General features: G+C 67.9%; 15 protein-coding genes. 7 read left to right on the plus strand and 8 right to left on the minus strand.

Annotation, left to right across the window (positions count from 1 at the left end):
• Nucleotides 1-26: 26 nt before the first annotated feature.
• Nucleotides 27-524, plus strand: a complete 498-nt coding sequence (locus MF610_RS15805; protein ID WP_242200033.1) for a low molecular weight protein-tyrosine-phosphatase — start codon at nucleotides 27-29, stop codon at nucleotides 522-524.
• A 295-nt stretch (nucleotides 525-819) separates the two neighbouring features.
• On the opposite strand, the gene MF610_RS15810 is transcribed toward MF610_RS15805, so the two are convergent.
• The 4 genes from MF610_RS15810 to MF610_RS15825 are packed head-to-tail and all read right to left on the minus strand — an operon-like array spanning nucleotide 820 to nucleotide 3,533.
• Nucleotides 820-1,443: a DUF1190 domain-containing protein gene (locus MF610_RS15810; RefSeq protein WP_242200035.1), complete on the minus strand. Its 624-nt coding sequence runs from the start codon at nucleotides 1,441-1,443 to the stop codon at nucleotides 820-822.
• A 10-nt stretch (nucleotides 1,444-1,453) separates the two neighbouring features.
• Nucleotides 1,454-1,867, minus strand: coding sequence for a DUF350 domain-containing protein (locus tag MF610_RS15815; RefSeq protein ID WP_242200037.1), 414 nt, complete (start codon nucleotides 1,865-1,867; stop codon nucleotides 1,454-1,456).
• A 26-nt stretch (nucleotides 1,868-1,893) separates the two neighbouring features.
• Nucleotides 1,894-2,532, minus strand: a complete 639-nt coding sequence (locus MF610_RS15820) for a DUF2491 family protein (protein WP_242200038.1) — start codon at nucleotides 2,530-2,532, stop codon at nucleotides 1,894-1,896.
• Complete coding sequence (locus tag MF610_RS15825; protein WP_242200042.1) at nucleotides 2,529-3,533, minus strand: ion channel; 1,005 nt, start codon at nucleotides 3,531-3,533, stop codon at nucleotides 2,529-2,531. The genes MF610_RS15820 and MF610_RS15825 overlap by 4 nt, the downstream gene beginning before the upstream one ends.
• A 99-nt stretch (nucleotides 3,534-3,632) precedes the next feature.
• On the opposite strand from MF610_RS15825, the gene MF610_RS15830 reads away from it, so the two are divergent.
• The 3 genes from MF610_RS15830 to MF610_RS15840 are packed head-to-tail and all read left to right on the plus strand — an operon-like array spanning nucleotide 3,633 to nucleotide 5,985.
• Complete coding sequence (locus tag MF610_RS15830; RefSeq protein ID WP_242200043.1) at nucleotides 3,633-4,064, plus strand: YjfI family protein; 432 nt, start codon at nucleotides 3,633-3,635, stop codon at nucleotides 4,062-4,064.
• Nucleotides 4,065-4,078: 14 nt separating this feature from the next.
• Nucleotides 4,079-4,822, plus strand: coding sequence for a PspA/IM30 family protein (locus tag MF610_RS15835; RefSeq protein WP_242200046.1), 744 nt, complete (start codon nucleotides 4,079-4,081; stop codon nucleotides 4,820-4,822).
• Nucleotides 4,822-5,985: a glutathionylspermidine synthase family protein gene (locus tag MF610_RS15840; protein WP_242200048.1), complete on the plus strand. Its 1,164-nt coding sequence runs from the start codon at nucleotides 4,822-4,824 to the stop codon at nucleotides 5,983-5,985. The genes MF610_RS15835 and MF610_RS15840 overlap by 1 nt, the downstream gene beginning before the upstream one ends.
• A 214-nt stretch (nucleotides 5,986-6,199) precedes the next feature.
• On the opposite strand, the gene MF610_RS19105 is transcribed toward MF610_RS15840, so the two are convergent.
• Nucleotides 6,200-6,511, minus strand: coding sequence for a DUF167 domain-containing protein (locus MF610_RS19105; protein WP_277924172.1), 312 nt, complete (start codon nucleotides 6,509-6,511; stop codon nucleotides 6,200-6,202).
• An 87-nt stretch (nucleotides 6,512-6,598) separates the two neighbouring features.
• On the opposite strand from MF610_RS19105, the gene MF610_RS15855 reads away from it, so the two are divergent.
• Together MF610_RS15855 and MF610_RS15860 are read left to right on the plus strand one after the other, a co-directional pair.
• Nucleotides 6,599-8,269, plus strand: a complete 1,671-nt coding sequence (locus MF610_RS15855; RefSeq protein WP_242200051.1) for an MFS transporter — start codon at nucleotides 6,599-6,601, stop codon at nucleotides 8,267-8,269.
• Between the two features lie 113 nt (nucleotides 8,270-8,382).
• Nucleotides 8,383-11,778 carry an acyl-[ACP]--phospholipid O-acyltransferase gene (locus MF610_RS15860; RefSeq protein ID WP_242200052.1) on the plus strand — a complete coding sequence of 1,132 codons (3,396 nt, stop codon included), beginning with the start codon at nucleotides 8,383-8,385 and terminating at the stop codon, nucleotides 11,776-11,778.
• 302 nt (nucleotides 11,779-12,080) lie between these two features.
• On the opposite strand, the gene MF610_RS15865 is transcribed toward MF610_RS15860, so the two are convergent.
• The 3 genes from MF610_RS15865 to MF610_RS15875 all read right to left on the minus strand — a co-directional run bounded on the left by MF610_RS15865 (nucleotide 12,081) and on the right by MF610_RS15875 (nucleotide 17,273).
• On the minus strand, nucleotides 12,081-13,445 hold the full coding sequence (locus MF610_RS15865; protein WP_242200053.1) for a DUF4139 domain-containing protein: 1,365 nt from the start codon (nucleotides 13,443-13,445) through the stop codon (nucleotides 12,081-12,083).
• Between the two features lie 347 nt (nucleotides 13,446-13,792).
• Nucleotides 13,793-15,235, minus strand: coding sequence for a DUF4139 domain-containing protein (locus MF610_RS15870; protein WP_380870599.1), 1,443 nt, complete (start codon nucleotides 15,233-15,235; stop codon nucleotides 13,793-13,795).
• A gap of 247 nt (nucleotides 15,236-15,482) precedes the next feature.
• Nucleotides 15,483-17,273, minus strand: a complete 1,791-nt coding sequence (locus MF610_RS15875; RefSeq protein ID WP_242200056.1) for an IlvD/Edd family dehydratase — start codon at nucleotides 17,271-17,273, stop codon at nucleotides 15,483-15,485.
• A gap of 216 nt (nucleotides 17,274-17,489) precedes the next feature.
• On the opposite strand from MF610_RS15875, the gene MF610_RS15880 reads away from it, so the two are divergent.
• Nucleotides 17,490-18,806: a sugar MFS transporter gene (locus MF610_RS15880; RefSeq protein ID WP_242200059.1), complete on the plus strand. Its 1,317-nt coding sequence runs from the start codon at nucleotides 17,490-17,492 to the stop codon at nucleotides 18,804-18,806.
• Nucleotides 18,807-18,815: the final 9 nt, after the last annotated feature.

Raw genomic sequence — 18,815 nt, forward strand, 5'->3', positions numbered from 1 at the left:
TGGAGCAGGGGTCAATAGAGAAATCGATGATACAAACCCGCTCGTTCCTGCTCGTCTGCCTCGGCAATATCTGTCGCTCCCCGCTGGCGGAGGCGGCGCTGCGTGCTGCGGCGGCGCGGGCCGGGGTCGATATCGAGGTCGATTCGGCGGGGACCGGGGCGTGGCATGTCGGCGATCCGCCCGACCGGCGGGCGCAGGCGGTGGCGCTGGCGCACGGCATCGACATTTCGCGCTATCGCGGGCGGCAGGTGGCGGCGGCGGATTTCTGGCGGTTTACCGATATCCTTGCGCTGGATCGCGACAATCTGGCCGAGTTGCGGCGGCGGGCGCCGGCGGATGCGACCGCGCGGATCGGTTTGTTGCTGGATGTGCTGCCGGGGCGGGAGGGGGCGGCGGTGGCCGATCCCTATTATGGGGACGCTGCCGGGTTCGACGTCACATGGGCGGATGTGTCGGCGGCGGCTGAGGCGATCGTGGCGGGGTTGGTCCCGGATCGTCGTTCCCGCGGAGGCGGGAACCCATAGACGCCGAGGCTGCGATCAGAGCCGGGACGTCAGCGTGTATGGATGCCCGCCTGCGCGGGAATGACGCAGATGGGTTGGGGTTCGTGCGGCGCCTGTGCCCTGTTGTGACAGGGATACCCCAGCCTGCGCTGGGGTGACGTTTGTGGATAGGGGAGCGCGTTTCTCGCTAGTATCGGTTCACCCTCACTCTTCCGTGGCTTCGCCGCTCCCTCCCTCTCCCATTGGGAGAGGAAGGGGCCCGCCCGGCGCAGCCGGGTGGGAAGAGTGGGGGTGGTCTTGCCTGCGGTGGGTTGGCCTACCCCCCGAACGACCGTCCGCCGCCCCAGCCGCCGCTCGACCTTGCGCTCACCCGGCCACCGAAGCCGCCGCGGGAGACGACCGAGCTGCGCGTCTGGATGCGCTGGGTCGTGACCGGGGTCGTGATCGCCTCGCGCCCGACATTGTAGCGATAGCCGTTGCTGGGGCTGAGATACGCGCCGCCCGGCGTGTACCAGCCGCCACCCTGCTGGCGCCGGTCGCGGTAGAGGCCGCCATAGGTGTAGCGCGACGAATTGTTGTTGAGGATCTGGCCGATCAGGAAGCCGGTGAGCAGGGGCGTGAAGAAGCTCTGCCCGCCTTCGCTGCGGCGTTGGCATTGCGCCGCGCCGAACTGTTCCTCGCACAATTGCTGGCTGTCGAAGCGCGGCGCGACCTTGCCGTCCTCATTGAACGCCTTTTGCTGGGCGGCGGTGCAGGTGGCCCGGTCGTACTGGCCGCTGTCGACGCATTGCTGGATCGTCTGGAACGCGGCGACTTCGGTCGGCGGGCCGAAGCGCGCCTGTTCGTTGTTGTCGTCGCAGCCCGACAGCATCGCGACCGCACCGACGGCGGTGAGGCCGGCGGCGACCGAGCGTTTGCGGCGGGGGGGCAGGGTGGTCATGGCAAACCCCTCAATAGGTCATCGACGCGGCGTTGAGCAGCCCGACGCCGATCGAGGTCGCCGCGCTGTAGATCGCGCTGGCGATGTTGCCGCCCTCGATCCGTGCCGTCATGTCGCGGACGATCAGGCGGCGGATGATGAACGCGGCGACGATCTGGATCACGCCGGCGAGCAGGCCCCACGCGGCGAATTCGACGATGCTGCTGGTCACTTCCAGCGCGGAGGCGAGCGGGAGGGCGAAACCGAGGATCGCCCCGCCCAGCGCCACCGCTGCGGCGGTATTGTTGGCGGCGATCAGCGCGCGTTCGTCATAGGGGGTCGAGACCTGGTACAGCCATTTGAAGACGGTGAGGAACAGGCAGGCAAGGCCGAAGGCGACGATGAAATGCACCGCCCCGTTCGTGAAATAGGCAATATCGAACATCCCGATCCCCTGTTGGTCGCCCAAGCTCAGGCGTTGAATTCGGCAGGCAGCAGCGGCAGCCCGACCATGATTTCGTGCGTCAGGTCGCCACCCTCGGGCTGCATCGCCAGCGCCAGCAGCAGTTCCTGCCCCTCGGGCGGGACTTCGCGGGCATAGAGCATGCAGGCCTGCTTGATATGGCGGACCGGGCGGCCGGTGCGTTCCTCATATACCGCTTCCCACAGTTCGACCGGCGGCTGCGCGCGGTCGTCGTCGGGGTACCAGAAGCGATCGAAGCGGGCGAGGCCGGGTTCGTCCCACACCGGCTGCGACAGGCGGTTGCGGAATGCGCCGGTATTGGCCCAGTCGACCGGGTAGGTCGAGGACCATGGGCGGAACAGGGTGAAGTCGTCGGCGTCCGACCCGTCGGCCGACTGGCTCACCGCCTGCAACATCAGTTCGTCGTCGGTGTAGAAACGGTGGACATGGCTGCCGTCGTCGAGCCGGATCAGTCCCTGCGCGGTGATTTCCAGCGTGTCGCGGTCGAGGGTGAAGGCGGCGCCGGTCAGCCGCCGCCATGCGAGCCCGTCCAATCGCACCTGTCGCCCGATGGTGATGTTGCGGACGACCGCCACCGCGGGGGTCTCTTCACGGGTGTTGCCGCCGAACAGGCTGCCGAAAATCATGCCGCGATCCTTGTCCGCGCGATGTAGAACAGCCGGTCGCCGGCCGCGACCTGGCCTTCGGGGTCGAATACCGGCGAATGGGCGTCCGCGCCACAGGTCGCGACCAATATTCCGCCCCGCGCCCGCAGATCGCGCGCCGCGTCGTCGAAACTGCCCGACGTGCGCGCGGTGGTGGCGTAGAGCGTGCCGCCATCGTCGGTATGGCTGGCGAGCTGCGCGATCAGGCGGCTGGAGCCCGGATCGCTCAGCGCCTTGACCACCAGTTCGACGGTCGGGGTCAGCACCACCTCGACCTGCGGGCAATGGGCGGTCAGCAGGTGCGCGGTGTCGGGATCGCGCAGGAAGCAGACGACATGGCCGGTGTCGTTAAGCGCGGTCACCGCCAAAGTCGCCGCCAGCGTATCGGGGTCGGACGGGCCATAGACGATCACCCGCTCGGCGGTGGCGATCCCGGCGCGCTTCAGGTCGGCGGGGGCGGTCAACGAGGGGACGCGGACGAAGCGGTGGGTGGTGGCGTCGCCCGCCAGTTCCTCGGTCGCGACCAGCACCAGTTCGTGGCCCTGCCCGTCGGCGACGATCTCCGCGATCATCCGCGGCGTGCGGTCGGGGTCGTAGCCGACGAGGACGATATGGCCCCGCATCGCGCTATAGTCTCCCAGACCCATGCGCCGCCGCCGCCAGCGCGCCGACACCCCGGCAAAGGCGCGGGCGATCGACACGGTGAACAGCGCGATCGCGCCGGGCATCACGAACAGCGCAGTGACGATCCGACCCATGTCCGATTTCGGCGACAGATCGCCATAGCCGACCGTCGAGGCGGTGGTGGCGTACCAGTAGAGATAGGCGGGCAGCGGCCGCAGGTCGGCTTCGCCGGCGAACGACAGCAGTTCCCACGATATCGTCATGTGCAGCACGAGCAGCGCGAACAGCACGCCACGGTGCAGTTCGCTGGCCGCGAGGTAGAGCCGCCGCAGATAGGACCCCAGACTGAATGGCTTCATCCCTCGACTGCCCCCGCACCTTGCTTTTTGGTCGCGCCTTATGCTTGGGGTGTCAAGCGCGGCCAACACACCGTGGCCAGACACGTTTCGGAGGGATGGATGGACGACGCACCCCGTAGCTGGACGATCACTGGCCTTGCCGACGCCCTGCGCGGGGCCGAGTTTGGCGACGAACTGAGCGTCGAGCGGATCGAGCAGGCCGAACCCGTCCTTAAATTGACCATGCATCAGTTCGGCGACCTCGCCATCTTCGCCTCGGTCGCGGGCGAGCAGATCATCGTGTCGTCGCTGCTGTGGCCGGTCGACGAACAGGAGGAGCCGGATGCGTTCAACCGCTTCCTGCTGAAAACGCAGAAGCTGGTGCCGCTGTCGAATTTCGCCATCGCCGAAGTCGGCGGACGCGAATATTATGAACTGGTGGGTGAGCTGTCGGTCGAATCGTCGCTGCGTACCGTGCTGATCGAACTGCGCGTGCTGGCGCAGAATGCGATCGAGGCGGCGTCCGAGCTGCGCACCGAATTCGCCGCGTAACGGAAGGTAGACTGATGTCGATGTGGAAGAACCTCGTGGCGCTGGTGCGCGGTACGGCGCACGAAACCGGACAGTCGATCGTCGATGCCAAGGCACTGACGATCCTCGACCAGCAGATTCGCGATGCCGGATCGTTGCAGGCCAAGGCGCGCGACGACCTGGCGACGCTGACCGCCAAGCGGCGGATGATCGAAAAGGAGCTGGAAGGCCTCACCTCGCAGCGCGAGAAGTACGAGTCCTCGGCACGCGCCGCGATGGCGCGCGGCGACATGGACCTGGCGCGTGAGGTCGCACAGCGGCTGGCGACGATCGAGAGCGAGGCGACGCTCAAGACGCCGCAGATCGCCGACATGCGCGCCGCCGAGGACAAGATTCGCGGCATCATCAAGACCGGCGATAGCAAGATCGACGCGCTGCGCCGCGAGGTCGACGTCGTCCGCGCGAACGAGAGCGTGCAGAAGGCACAGGCCTCGGTCGCCAGCAGCTATGGCGGCGCGGCGTCGTCGCTGGGGTCGGCGGCGGACAGCCTCGCTCGCCTCAAGGAACGGCAGGCGATCCGCGAGGAGAAGTTCAAGGCATCGGCCGAGCTGGAGGATATGCGCACCGGCGCCGATCTCGACGAAAAGCTGAAGGCCGCCGGGCTGTTGCCGGGCAATTCGAGCGCCGACGACATTCTCGCCCGGCTGTCGCAGCCCAAGGACGCCGCACCGCGCCTGTCCGACGGGACGCGCGACGGCGGAACGATCGGGCGCGATTGATGCAGCGCCATGCGGTCGCCCCCCGTCCCGACTGGCGGGCGACCGCCGAGCGGATGGGCTTCACCTTCCACCATCAGGACGGCCAGAAATATTGGGAGGAGGGGGCGTATTACGCCTTCTCGCTCGACGAGGTGGAGCAGGGGATCGAGGCCCCCAGTGCCGAGCTGCACAGCCTGTGCCGCGAGCTGGTGGACGAGGTGGTGCGCAGCGATGCGTTGATGCACCGGCTGGCCATTCCGCAGGACATGCGCGACGTGGTGGCGGCGTCGTGGGGACGCCATGCGCCGTCGCTCTACGGGCGGTTCGATTTTGCATTCGACGGCAGCGGTCCGGCGAAGATGCTGGAATATAACGCCGATACGCCGACCAGCATTTTCGAGACCGCGCTGTTCCAGTGGCAGTGGCTGGAGGATCGCATCGCCGACGGCACGCTGCCGGCGGGGGCCGACCAGTATAACCGGCTGCACGACGCGCTGGTCGAACGCTTTGGCGCACTCTTCACCAAGGGCAGCACGGTGCATTTCGCGTCGGTCGACGATCATGTCGAGGATCGGCAGACGGTGCGCTATCTGGAGGATGTCGCGCGCCAGGCGGGGCTGGACCCGGCGTTCGTCGCGATCGACCGGATCGGCGTCGATGGCGATGGCGCGTTCGTGGATGGCGACGACGTGCTGATCGGCGCGCTGTTCAAGCTGTATCCGTGGGAGGATATGCTGCGCGAGCCGTACGCCAAGCAACTGGCGGCGACGAAGACGCTGTTCCTCGAACCGGCGTGGAAGGCGTTGTTGTCGAACAAGGGCATCCTGCCGTTGTTGTGGCAGCGGCATCGCGGGCATCCGAACCTGTTGCCTGCCGCCTTTGCCGATGACACGGCGGCGCTGGCGGAGATTGGCGACGCCTATGTGCGCAAGCCGATCTTTTCGCGCGAGGGCTGGGATATCGAACTGGTCGACGGCGCCGCGACGGCGCGGGGGCCGGAGGGCGGCTATGGCGAGGAAGGGCATGTCGTGCAGGCGTTGGCGCCGCTGCCGGTGTTCGATGGCAACCATGCGGTGGTCGGGTCGTGGATCGTCGGCGACGAAGCGGTCGCGCTGTCGGTGCGCGAGGATGATGGACCGATCACGCGCGACCTCGCGCGGTTCGTGCCGCATGCGATTGTCTAGGCCCCTCGTCATTCCGGCATAGGCCGGAATCCATGGACGCGGCCACGTTGCGTTTCCATCGATAGCACCCGACACAATGGATCCCGGCCTTCGCCGGGATGACGGAGGGGTGCCCTTTGTCGTTCCCGCGCAGGCGGGAACCCATTGCCGCTGACGGTTGCGCTGGTGCCGCAGCGTTGGCGTGTATGGATTCCCGCCTGCGCGGGAATGACGATTAAACGAGGAGCGCCCGCAACGCCGCCTCCAGCGCCACCGCATCCCCCCTGATCCGCAGCCTTTTCACCCGCGCCGCCTGCCCCGCGACCAGCGTCACCGACCCCCGCCCGACCCGCAACTGCTTCGCCACGAAGCGCACCACTTCGTCGTTCGCCGCCCCGTCGACCGGCGGCGCGGCGATCCGCAGACCGAGCGCCGTCGTATCCCCCTCCAGCGCAACCACCCCGGTCACCGCCGTTTTCGATGCCTTCGGCGTCGCGCGAATCGTGAGGGTCGCACCGTCGGCGTCGAGGGTGAAGGGGGGCCGCATCGTCACCGCGCCTGCGCCCGATCGGACGAACGCACAAGCCGGCATCGAATCCTTGGCACAAAGCGGCGCTTGCCGCATTCCCCCTGCATGGCATCGACCCCCGTTACGACCGCGCAGGCGACGCATAGTTCGCCGCTGTCGATCCCGATCTTCCGCGCCATCTGGATCGCGTCGATGGCGTCGAACTTCGGCGGGCTGATCCAGTCGGTCGGTGCGTCGTGGATGATGACGTCGCTGGCGGCATCGCCCCAGATGATCGCGCTGGTGCAGGCGTCGACGACGCTGCCGATCATGTTGCTGTCGCTATGGGCCGGGGCGGTGGCCGACAATCTCGACCGGCGGCGGGTGATGCTGGCGGCGCAGAGTTTCATGCTGCTGGTGTCGGTCGCGCTGGCGGTGTGTGCATGGGCGGGGTGGCTCAGCCCGTGGCTGTTGCTGTCATTCACCTTCCTGATCGGGTGCGGGACGGCGATCAACGGACCGGCATGGCAGGCATCGGTCGGGGACATGGTGCCGCGTAGCGTGTTGCCGAGTGCGGTCGCGCTCAATTCGATGGGGTTCAACATCGCGCGCAGCGTCGGGCCGGCGCTGGGCGGGGCGATCGTCGCGATCGCGGGCGCGGCGGCGGCGTTCCTGACCAATGCGCTGAGCTATATCGGGCTGATCGCGGTGCTGGCGCGGTGGAAACCGGACTATGCGCCGCGCCTGCTCCCGCGCGAAACGCTGGGCCTCGCGATGGCCGCCGGGGTCCGGTACGTCCGGATGTCGCCGTCGTTGCGCACGGTGTTGCTGCGCGCGGCGCTGTTCGGGATCGCGGCGAGTGCGGTGCCGGCGATGATGCCGCTGGTCGCGCGCGACGTGGTGACCGGCGGGCCGCTGACCTATGGCGCGCTGCTCGGCGGGTTCGGGGCGGGGGCGGTGATCGGGGCGCTGGGCAGCGTGCGGTTGCGGCGGCGGTGGAGTCCGGAGCGGCTGGTCCGCGTCGCGGCGACCGCGCTGGCGAGCGGGGGCGCCGTCGTGGCGATCAGTCCGTGGTTGCCGCTGACGCTGCTCGCGCTGGTGCTGGCCGGGGCGGGATGGGTGTCGGCGCTCAGTACCTTCAACGTATCGGTGCAGATGGCCGCACCGCGCTGGGTCGTGGCGCGCGCGCTGGCGCTGTACCAGATGTCGGCGTTCGGCGGCATGACGATCGGCAGCTGGCTGTTCGGGTCGATCGCCGAAGGGTCGGGCGTGCAGGTCGCGTTGCTGGCGGCGGCGGGGGTGCAGTTGTTGAGCGTCGTCACCGGGCTGTGGCTGCCGTTGCGCGATATCGAGACCGGCAACCTCGCGCCGCGCGGGTGGGAGGCGCCCGATACGCAGGTGCCGGTCGAGCCGCGGTCGGGCCCGGTGGTGGTGACGATCGATTACCGGATCGCGCCGGCGGACGTCGTCCAGTTCCTGAGCGTGATGAACGAGCGGCGGCGCATCCGGCGGCGCGACGGGGCGCATCACTGGGCCTTGCTGCGCGACCTGAACGATCCCGAGCTGTGGATCGAGCGCTATCATGTGTCGACCTGGCTCGAATATATCCGCCATAACCAGCGCCGGACCGAGGCGGATCGCGCCAACAGCGAGGCGTTGCTGGCGCTGCATCAGGGGACCGAGCCGCCGCGCGTCCACCGCATGATCGAGCGCCAGACCGGGTCGCTGCCGATCACCCGTTTGCCGGGATCGCGTGAGATGGCCGACCCGATGACCGATCCGACGCGATCGAACTGATGTATTGAACAGTGATAAATTTATGCTAGGCATTGTTCCCACGGTCTGATTCGGGAAGACGGGGGTTCCGTCCAACCGGCGGGACGACGATCGCACCCGGACGAGGGAAAGACATGTCTGCACCCGATTTCTCGCTGCTGGCCAAACGTCGCTACGGTCCGTTGTTCGTCGTCCAGTTCCTGGGCGCGATGAACGACAATCTGCTGAAGTTCGCACTGCTGTTCCTCGCCAACTTCACGCTGTACCGCGCCGATCCGGCGCGGGCGGCGACGCTGGCGACGGTGTCGACCGGACTATTCATCCTGCCCTATTTCCTGTTCTCGGGCCTTGCCGGGCAGATGGCGGATGCGTGGAACAAGGCGTGGCTGATCCGTGCCGTCAAAGCGGCCGAGATTGCGATCATGGCGCTGGCGCTGGCCGGTTTCTGGTTCGAATCGGTACCGGTGCTGCTGACCTGCCTGTTCCTGATGGGCGTGCATTCGACGGTGTTCGGGCCGGTCAAATATTCGATCCTGCCGCAGCATCTGCGCTCCCATGAACTGATGGGCGGCACGGGTCTGGTCGAGGCGGGGACGTTCGTCGCGATCCTGACCGGGCAATTGCTGGCCGGGATCATCCCGCCATGGGAGGCGGGGATCGTGGCGTTCGGGGTCGCGGTGCTGGGGTTCCTCGCCGCGCTGGCAGTGCCCGCCGCACCCTCGGCCGCGCCCGACATGCGGATCGACCTGAACCCGCTCCGCAGCACCTGGGCGATCCTGCGCGCGGCGCACGGCGGGCGCGGGGTGTGGCTGGCGATCCTCGGCATCAGCTGGTTCTTTTCGGTCGGTGCGGTGGTGCTGTCGGAGTTCGCGCCGCTGGTCGCCGGCACGCTGAATGCGCAGGCGGAGGTGGTGACGCTGTTCCTCGCGGTGTTCAGCCTGTCGGTCGCGGCGGGGTCGCTGCTGGTCAACCGGCTGCTGAAGGGCGAGGTGTCGGCGCGCTACGTGCCGATCGCGGCGATCGGGCTGGCGGTGTTCCTGATCGATCTGTGGATCACCAGCCGCCGGTTCGTGGTGGTGACGCCGGGCGCGGACATCGCCGCGTTCCTCGCCACGCCCGGCAGCTGGCACATGCTGATCGACCTGGCGGGCATCGCGATCAGCGGCGGCGTGTTCGTCGTGCCGCTCTACGCCATCCTCCAGACGTGGAGCCCGGCGGAGAAACGGTCGCAGGTGATCGCCGCGAACAACGTCATCAACGCGATCGTCACGGTGGCGATGGTCGCGGTGGTGACGGCAATGCTGGCGGGCGGGAGCAGCGTGGCGGGCATTTTCGGCGCGCTGGGCTTCGCCACGCTGTCGATCGCGCTGATCTCGTGCTGGCTGCTGCCCGAGACGGTGTTCAAGGGCGTAGTGCGCATGGCGCTGCGCCGGTTCTACCGGGTCGAGGTCCATGGCAGCGAGAACATGCCGGCGCCGGGCGAGCGGGCGGTGGTGGTGGTCAACCATGTGTCGTTCCTCGACGGGCTGCTGCTGGCCGCGTTCCTGCCGGGCAAGCCGACCTTTGCGATCCACAGCCGTTTCGCGCGCAAATGGTGGATGCAGCCGCTGTTGAAGCTGTTCGACGCGTTCCCGGTCGATCCGACCAACCCGATGTCGGCCAAGGCGATGGTGAAGGCGGTGCGCGATGGCGCCACGCTGGTGATCTTCCCCGAGGGGCGGATCACCGTCACCGGCGCGCTGATGAAGGTGTTCGACGGCCCCGGCATGGTCGCCGACCGCGCCGATGCGCCGATCGTGCCGGTTAGGATCGATGGCGCGCAATATACCCGTTTCTCGCGCCTGAAGGGTAAGGCGCGGCTGCACTGGTTCCCGAAGATCGCACTGACCGTGCTGCCGCAGCGCCGCTTCGAATTGCCCGAGGGGGTGAGCGCGCGCGAGCGGCGGGCGATCGCCGGGCGGCGGCTGTACGACGTGATGAGCGAGATGATCTTCGCGACGTCGGACACCGACCGGACGCTGTACGACGCGCTGATCGACGCGCGGCATCTGCACGGGCACGGCATGGCCGTGGTCGAGGATGTGCAGCGCGTGCCGCTGACCTATGACCGGCTGGTGACGGGGACGCAGGCGCTTGCCGCTCCACTGGCGCAGGGGACGGCGCAGGGGGAGGCGGTCGGCGTGCTGCTGCCCAACGTCAATGGCGTGGTGGTAACCTTCTTTGCGTTGCAGGCCACCGGCCGCGTGCCGGCGATGCTGAACTATACCGCTGGCCTCGCCAATTTGCGGGCGGCATGTACCGCGGCGCAGATTCGGACGATCGTGACCGCGCGGGCGTTCGTCGAACAGGCGAAGCTCGGCGAGGTCGTCGCCGGGCTGGCGAGCGAAGGGATCGCGGTCCGCTATCTGGAGGATATCCGCGAGACCATCGGTGCGGGTGCGAAGATCGTGGCGCTGGTCCGGTCGCGGATGGCGGGGCGGCTCCACCGGCGGCAGCGGGTGGCGGCCGATGCGCCCGCCGTCATCCTGTTCACCAGCGGGTCGGAGGGGGTGCCCAAGGGGGTGGTGCTGACCCATCGCAACCTGCTGAGCAACTGTTTGCAGCTGTCGTCGCGGATCGATTTCAGCCGGGCGGATGTGGTGCTGAACGCGTTGCCGGTGTTTCACAGCTTCGGCCTGACCGGGGGTACGCTGTTGCCGATCCTGTCGGGGGTGAGGACGGTGCTGTATCCGAGCCCGCTGCACTACCGGATCGTGCCGGCGCTGGCGTATGACGCCAATGCGACGATCCTGTTCGGGACCGATACCTTCCTGTCGGGCTATGCGCGGATGGCGCATGGCTATGACTTCTATGCGCTGCGCTACATCTTTGCCGGGGCCGAGCGGGTGCGGGCGGAGACGCGGGCGGTCTATGCCGGGAAGTTCGGGTTGCGCATCCTGGAAGGCTATGGCGCGACCGAGGCGGCGCCGGTGATTGCGGTCAACACGCCGATGCATTTTCGCGCGGGTAGCGTCGGGCGGCTGCTGCCGGGGATCGAGGCGCGGCTGGAGGCGGTGCCGGGGATCGCCGAGGGCGCGCGGCTGGCGATCCGCGGACCGAATGTGATGGCGGGGTATCTGAAAGTCGACGCGCCGGGCGTGCTGCAACCGCCGGCGGAGGGGTGGCACGATACCGGCGATATCGTGACGATCGACGAGGCAGGGTTCGTGACGATCCGCGGGCGGGCGAAACGCTTCGCCAAGATCGGCGGCGAGATGGTCTCGCTGCCGGCGGTCGAGGGCTATGCGGCGAAGGTCTGGCCGGGGGCGGAGCATGCGGTGGTGACCCGGCCCGATGCCCGGAAGGGCGAGCAGTTGGTGCTGTTCACCACGCAGCCTGGGGCGGAGGCGAGCGCGCTGTCGGCGTGGGGGCGGGCCAATGGCGTCGCCGAACTGGCGCTGCCGCGGGATGTGCGGGTGGTGGCGGCGCTGCCGGTGCTGGGGACGGGGAAGCTGGATTATGTGACGATGGGGGCGATGGCGGCGGGGTAGTGAAGGCGCGTATGCCACAGTCGTTCAAGTGTCCCACCGGCTTTACGTCACCCCAGCGAAGGCTGGGGTCTCTCGGTTTTGAAGCGCGCGCCTCGCCGCAGGAGATGCCAGCCTTCGCTGGCATGACGTGTTCCGGCAAAGGGTTCTCTTCGGGCGAGGCGACGGTTCTCGACGGACGCTTCTCGACAAGCTCGAAGCTGCTCGAACTGAACGGGGTTTTTTGGGGGGTGACGGTCGCGTGGTCGCCCTCACCCTTCCGGCGCTGCGCGCCTCCCTCCCTCTCCCGGCGGGAGAGGGATGCTTCAATAGCGATAGTCTAGCGTGGCGGTGTCGCCGGGGGGGAGCGTGACGCGCCACGTCATGATGCCGTCGATCCGTTCGAGGCCCGGACCTTCGACCTTGGCGCCGGGATAGCCGATCGGGATTTCGACATCGACCGGCACGCCGCGCGCGTTGGTCAGGGTCAGGCGGGCATGAGAGGGCGCGAGCCCGACCTGCGTCACCAGCACCTGCCGGCTGCTGCCCGCGCCGATCAGTAGCGTCTCGCCCTCCGCCCGGTCGGTCATGGTGCCGGTGCCGACCAGCAGATTGGCCTGCCCCCGCGGCGCGTAGAGCGCGGTAGTGCCGGCGGGGAGGGGGATGCCGAGCCCCGCCGCCTTTTCGTTCTTCACGCGCAGCATGATGTCGAGCGCGCCGCCCGCGATCGGCTGACCGACGCCGACGCGACGGCGATAGACGCGGGTATAGGCGACGCCGTCCTGCCGCAGCAGTGCGACCTGTTTCTGCCCGTTTGCCGCGACGGTGGTGCGGCCGGGGAGGCGGTAGAGCTTTACGTCGCCGAGATTTTCGGGGGCGGGCGGTGCCGGGGGGGCGGGGGGCGCCGCGACCGGCAAGGGCGCGTACACCGGTGGCGGTGCCCGGAGACGCGATCCTGTGACAACGATCTCCTCCGCAACGTCGAAGGTTTCCAGCCGCAGGTCCGACGTCGTCGTCCCCAGCGGATAGCAGCGCAGTTGCAACCGGGTCGCCGCTGCCTCCAGCGCAGCGACGCGTTCGCGGTTCAGCCGGCCGGCGACGACCTGCACCTCGGCATCGGCGAAGCCTTCGGCGTTGCCGTTGGCGAGCGTGGTCCATGCGAACAGGTTCAGCCGATCGCCGGCGAGCGTGCCGACATAGCTGGCCGACCAGTCGAACCCGGTGGCGAGATAGGACAAACGGACGGTGACGGTGCGGCGCGACGGGCTGTCGGTGGTGACGCTCAGCACCGGTCTGGCCGACAGGCCGGCGGGGATGCGGCGGTATTTGAGGCTGTCGGCGAGGCCGGCACAGCCCAGCGCCTCGATCCCGTTCGCGGTCTGCACGACCACGCCGCCGGTCGGGCCGGAGACGATGGTCGCCGCTTCCTCGCGCACCACCCCGCTGGTGCGGTCGGTCCGGCGGAGCGTCACGCGGTTGCCGAGCGTGCCGTCGACCAGCGCGGCGGGCGAGAGCAGGCGCGCGTCGCGATTCTTTTCGACCGTCCCGCCGGGCAGGCCGTCGATCACCGCGCTGACGGGGATGATGCCGCCGGCCACCCCTTCGAAGCGCAGCACGGCGCGGCCGCGGGGCAGGGTGATGCGGCGGGTTTCGGTGACCAGCGCGTACCCCTGCAGATTGCGCAGGTTCATCGGGTCGCGGGCGCCGCGATAGGGGGCGCGGTAGAGGGTGACCGCGACGGTTTGTGGGGCGGGGGAAGTTACGGTGGTGGGGATGGCGGTCGGAACCTGCCCTTCGCTTGCTACCCGTACCCCGGCGAAGGCCGGGGTCCAGTTGGGTTCTTTGGCGGGGAGGGGAACGGCAACTGCCAGCAGGATGGGGATAAGGGTCGCGGTTCGTGTGATACTAAGGCCGTACCCCCTCGCAGGCGGGGGGCCAGAGCCACGCAGACCAACCGTTGCGCCCGGCAACCCTGGACCCCCGCCTACGCGGGGGTACGTCGTTGATGCGGGGGACCAGAAATCACAACGCGCGCGCATCAGTAGCGGGTGTCGAACGTCGCGGTGACGACCGCCGATCCGTTGGCGGGGACCGACACCTGCCAGACATTCTGTCCGGCATCGACGCGTTCGCCCGCGCGGCTCTGTTCGATGACGCGGGTGTCGCTCCAGTCGAGCCCGCCCTGCACCAGTTCGACCGTCACCGGCGCGGCCATGGCGTTGGTCAGGGTGTAGCGCATCTTCGTCTGCCAGCGGTTGGCATTGATGCGGGTGCGGCTTTCGACGACCGGGCGGACCTTCACGTCGAACGCATCGCCGGTCGCCAGCGCGATCTTCGACCCCTGCGGCGTGTGATCGATCGCCGCTTCGCCGGTGAATTGCGACTGGCCGCGCGCGTCGCGCATATAGACGCGGATGGTGCCGGCGGGCAGCGCGTCGCCCAGGCCGCCCTTCGCCGCATTGCTGAAGCGCACGATGCTCTGCGCGCTGCGCGGCTGTTCGGCGGTGCCGAGCCAGCCGTTGACGAAGCGATAGCCGCTGGTCGCCGCCGCGCCCTTCACGTCGAGGAAGCTGACCTGCTTGGTCTGCTTGTCGGCGATCGTGGTGCGTTCGGGCAGCGGATAGAGGTAGAAATCGCCCAGCTGTTCGCGGCTGCTCGTCTCGGTGCCGGCCTGCATCGTCGGGCGCCGCTGCGGACGGTTGGGACGATAGACGTTATCGTCCTCGACCGATTCGACCGAGCCGGCGACCAGCAGCGTGCGCGCATTGGTGAAGGTCGTGCCGGTGGTGTTGGTAAGCGTGATCCAGCCCTGCACGTCGATCGTGCCGCTCTTGCGATCGAGCAGCGCGACATAGTCGGCCTTCCACCCCAGATTGCGGCTGAGATAGGACAGCGTCGCCGGACGGGTGCCGGCGCGGGCACTGTCGAGCGTCACCGACAGCGTCGGGCGGGCGCGCAGCGACGCGGGCACCTTGTCGAAGATCGCGCGCACCGGCAGGCCGTCGTCGCGCAGCACCTCGATCCGGTCGCCGATCTGCAGGACCACGCCGCCATTGACCGCCAGCACGCGGGCGCGTTCGCGCGTCTCGGCACCGGTCGCGGGGTTGGTGCGCAGCAGGGTGATCGTCTCCCCCACCGCCTTTTCCATCAGGCTGGAAGGGGACAGGAGGTCGAAGTCGAAATTCTGTTCGACGATCCGCGCGTCGGGCACGGCGAGCGAGACGGTTTCGGGCCGGATCTGCGCGCTGACGTCGGGAAAGTCCTGTCGCACTTGACCGGTGCGCAGGGTGAGCGGACGGATGTCCTGCACCAGCGCGATGTCGTCGTTATAGATGGTGACCGACACGTCACCCTGCGCATTGCCGCCGATCGCTTCCGGCATGCTGGCGGGTGCGGGCAGCGGGTTGTCGCGCAGGATTTCCTGCGCGGCGGCGGGGAGCGGGGTGAGCAGCGTCGCCAGCAAGAGCCACTTTGTTGTCATGCGCATCCCCCCCGTTGATTGCGCCGAGTGTGGCGGGGGGATGTTGCATTGGCAAGACGGGGGGTGTCCATCACCCCCACTCCCCCGCTTCCCCCCCGTTTGCTTCGAGCGCAGGTTCGAGCCTGTCGAGAACCGAAGTCGAGAAGGGGTGCCCCAAGCAGGGAGTTCTCGACGGACGCTTCTCGACTTCGCTCGAAGCTGCTCGAACCGAACGGGTTTTTCGGAGAGGGTGAAGAGGGCGGACCCCTTAGTGGTTATCGCGCGGCAATCCTTGCGTCTGGGCGATCTGCTGGAACGCCTCGGCACCTTCGAGGATCGCGCCGGTGGCCATCTGGCCAACGACCGAGCGCTGGATCGCCTGCCACGGGGTCTGCGACGCCGGGTATTGATACCCGCCTGCTGCCTCCAGTTCGCGGCGACGCGCGGCCAGTTCCTCGTCGCCCAGCAGCAGGTCGGCGCGGCCCTTGCCCAGGTCGATGCGGACGCGGTCGCCGGTGCGCAGCAGCGCGAGGCCGCCGCCTGCCGCCGCTTCGGGGCTGGCGTTGAGGATCGAGGGGCTGCCCGACGTTCCCGACTGGCGCCCGTCGCCGATGCACGGCAGCGCGTGGACGCCTTCGGTGATCAGGTACGCGGGCGGGCGCATGTTCACGACTTCCGCCGCGCCGGGATAGCCGATCGGCCCCGCGCCGCGCATGAACAACAGCGTTTCGGGAGTGATGCCGAGTGCGGGATCGTCGATGCGGTGGTGATAATCCTCCGGCCCGTCGAACACGACCGCCGGTCCCTCGAACGCATCCGGGTCGGCGGGGTTGGACAGATAGCGGTCGCGGAATTCGGGGCCGATGACGCTGGTCTTCATCACCGCCGCGTCGAACAGATTGCCCTTCAGCACGATGAAGCCGGCCTCTTCCTTCAGCGGCTGGCCGAACGGACGGATGACCTTTTCGTCTTCGATCGTGGCGTCGCGGCAATTGTCGCCGATCGACTTGCCGTTTACGGTCAGCGCGTCCTCGGCGATCAGCCCCTGACCCATCAGCTGGTTGACGACCGCGGGCACGCCGCCCGCGCGGTAATAATCCTCGCCCAGATATTCGCCGGCGGGTTGCAGGTTGACCAGCAACGGCACCTTGTGCCCCTGTTCCTGCCAGTCCTCGATCGGCAGGTCGACGCCGATATGGCGGGCGATCGCCGCCAGGTGGATCGGCGCGTTGGTCGATCCGCCGATCGCCGAATTGACCTTGATCGCGTTGTGGAACGCGTCTTTCGTCAGGATCTGCGAGGGCTTGAGGTCCTCGCGGACCATGTCGACGATGCGCAGGCCCGTGCGATAGGCGATTTCCTGCCGGTCGCGATAGGGCGCGGGGATCGCGGCCGATCCGGGCAGCTGCATGCCCAGCGCCTCCGCCAGCGAGTTCATCGTCGTCGCCGTACCCATCGTGTTGCAATAGCCGGTCGAGGGTGCGGAGGAGGAGACGAGGCGGATGAATTCCTTGTTGTCGATCTCTCCGGCGGCCAGCATCTGGCGCGCTTTCCATACGATCGTGCCCGAGCCGGTCCGCTCGCCCTTGTGCCAGCCGTTGAGCATCGGGCCGACCGACAGCGCGATCGCCGGGATGTTGACCGTCGCGGCGGCCATCAGGCAGGCGGGTGTCGTCTTGTCGCAGCCGATCGTCAGCACCACGCCGTCGAGCGGATAGCCGTACAGTACCTCGACCAGCCCGAGATAGGCGAGGTTGCGGTCCAGCCCGGCGGTCGGGCGCTTGCCGGTTTCCTGAATCGGATGGACCGGAAATTCCAGCACGATGCCGCCCGCTTCGCGAATCCCCTCGCGCAGCCGTTCGGCGAGCACGAGGTGGTGGCGGTTGCACGGCGACAGGTCGCTGCCGGTCTGGGCGATGCCGATGATCGGCTTGCCCGATTGCAGCTCCTCCTGGCTCAAACCGAAGTTCAGATAACGCTCGATATAGAGCGCCGTCATGTCGATATTGTCGGGATTGTCGAACCAGGCGCGGCTGCGCAGGGCGGGCATGTCGGTCATCGGAATTCCGGTCCAGCAAGGTGGCGCGCAGGACGCCGCCGGGGCGGAGCGGAGGCAAGAACCGGCGGACCGTCGTCCCGCCTGATCCCGTTTGCCCGCTCCCGCGCGCCGTTGACGCCATGCGTTGCCGCATATAGTCAGACAAAATAGAATTGGGCAAGCGATGCGACGGAACAAACCGTCCCGCGATGCCGCGACGACAGGGAGACGAACAGGATGCCGGCCCCCATTTCCGTGCGCCCGGGCGGGGCGAGTGCCCCCGCCGGTGCCAGCTACGCGCCCGCGCTGACGCTGCTCGCCAGCCTGTTCTTCATGTGGGGGTTCATCACCGTCATCAACGGCACGCTGCTGCCGCATCTGCGCAGCGTGTTCGAACTGAGCTATTTCCAGGCGGCGCTGATCGAAAGCGTATGGTTCATCGCCTATTTCTTCGCCTCGATCCCGTCGGCCAAGCTGATCGAACGGATCGGGTATCAGAAGTCGCTGGTGACCGGACTGCTCATCATGGCGGCGGGATCGCTGGGCATGACACTGGCGGCGAGCCTGCCGTCCTATGGCGTCACGCTGTTCATGCTGTTCGTCATCGCCAGCGGCATCACGCTGTTGCAGGTCGCGGCCAACCCCTATGTCGCGGTGATCGGTCCGGCGGAGACGGCGTCGTCGCGGCTTAATCTGGTGCAGGCGATGAATTCGGCCGGTACGATGCTGGCCCCGCTGTTCGGCGCGTATCTGATCCTCGGCCGATCGAAGGGCGGGACGGCGGAGGCCGGCACGGTGCTGACTGAGGCCGAGCGGCTGGCCGATGCGCAGTCGGTGATCCTGCCCTATGCGCTGGTCGCGGTCGTGCTGCTGGTGCTGGCGATCATCATCGCGCGCTTTCCGCTGCCGGCGATGGGCGCGGCGACCGCGCGGGTCGCCAAGGCCGAGCGCAAGAACCATTCGCTGCTCAGCCACCGCAACCTGGTCTTCGGGGTGGGCGCGATCTTCATCTACCTGATCGCCGAGATCGGGGTGGGCAACCTGTTCGTGAACTTCGTCACGCTGCCCGAGATCGGCAACATGACCACCGAACAGGCCGGCCGTTACCTGACGCTGCTATGGGGCGGGATGATGATCGGGCGCTTCGCCGGGTCGGCGATCATGCAGAAAGTGCCCGCCGAAACCGTGCTGGCGGTGTTCGCGGTCGGGGCGTTCGTGACGATGCTGGTAACGGTGTTCGCCACCGGTCCGCTTGCCATGTGGTCGCTGATTCTCGTCGGGCTGTTCCATTCGATCATGTTCCCGACGGTCTTCACGCTGGGGATCAAGGGGCTGGGGCCGCTGACCGAAGAAGGGTCGGGGCTGTTGATCATGGCAATCGCCGGCGGTGCGCTGGTCGCGGTGCAGGGCTGGCTGGCCGATCATTACGGCCTGCAGAACTCGTTCCTGCTGACCGCGGCGTGCGAGCTCTACATCCTGTTCTATGCCGTGTGGGGATCGAAGGTAACGAACCCGATCGCCGACGTGCCCGCCGACACCGACGTCTTTGCATAAGGAATCCCC

The organism is Sphingomonas hankookensis, assembly GCF_022664465.1.
Classification (GTDB): Bacteria; Pseudomonadota; Alphaproteobacteria; order Sphingomonadales; family Sphingomonadaceae; genus Sphingomonas; species Sphingomonas hankookensis.

Coding starts and splice junctions, on each gene's coding strand:
- MF610_RS15805 (WP_242200033.1), top strand. CDS start 27: ATGATACAAACCCGCTCGTTCCTGCTCGTCTGCCTCGGCAATATCTGT.
- MF610_RS15810 (WP_242200035.1), bottom strand. CDS start 1,443: ATGACCACCCTGCCCCCCCGCCGCAAACGCTCGGTCGCCGCCGGCCTC.
- MF610_RS15815 (WP_242200037.1), bottom strand. CDS start 1,867: ATGTTCGATATTGCCTATTTCACGAACGGGGCGGTGCATTTCATCGTC.
- MF610_RS15820 (WP_242200038.1), bottom strand. CDS start 2,532: ATGATTTTCGGCAGCCTGTTCGGCGGCAACACCCGTGAAGAGACCCCC.
- MF610_RS15825 (WP_242200042.1), bottom strand. CDS start 3,533: ATGAAGCCATTCAGTCTGGGGTCCTATCTGCGGCGGCTCTACCTCGCG.
- MF610_RS15830 (WP_242200043.1), top strand. CDS start 3,633: ATGGACGACGCACCCCGTAGCTGGACGATCACTGGCCTTGCCGACGCC.
- MF610_RS15835 (WP_242200046.1), top strand. CDS start 4,079: ATGTCGATGTGGAAGAACCTCGTGGCGCTGGTGCGCGGTACGGCGCAC.
- MF610_RS15840 (WP_242200048.1), top strand. CDS start 4,822: ATGCAGCGCCATGCGGTCGCCCCCCGTCCCGACTGGCGGGCGACCGCC.
- MF610_RS19105 (WP_277924172.1), bottom strand. CDS start 6,511: ATGCGGCCCCCCTTCACCCTCGACGCCGACGGTGCGACCCTCACGATT.
- MF610_RS15855 (WP_242200051.1), top strand. CDS start 6,599: ATGGCATCGACCCCCGTTACGACCGCGCAGGCGACGCATAGTTCGCCG.
- MF610_RS15860 (WP_242200052.1), top strand. CDS start 8,383: ATGTCTGCACCCGATTTCTCGCTGCTGGCCAAACGTCGCTACGGTCCG.
- MF610_RS15865 (WP_242200053.1), bottom strand. CDS start 13,445: ATGAACCTGCGCAATCTGCAGGGGTACGCGCTGGTCACCGAAACCCGC.
- MF610_RS15870 (WP_380870599.1), bottom strand. CDS start 15,235: ATGACAACAAAGTGGCTCTTGCTGGCGACGCTGCTCACCCCGCTCCCC.
- MF610_RS15875 (WP_242200056.1), bottom strand. CDS start 17,273: ATGACCGACATGCCCGCCCTGCGCAGCCGCGCCTGGTTCGACAATCCC.
- MF610_RS15880 (WP_242200059.1), top strand. CDS start 17,490: ATGCCGGCCCCCATTTCCGTGCGCCCGGGCGGGGCGAGTGCCCCCGCC.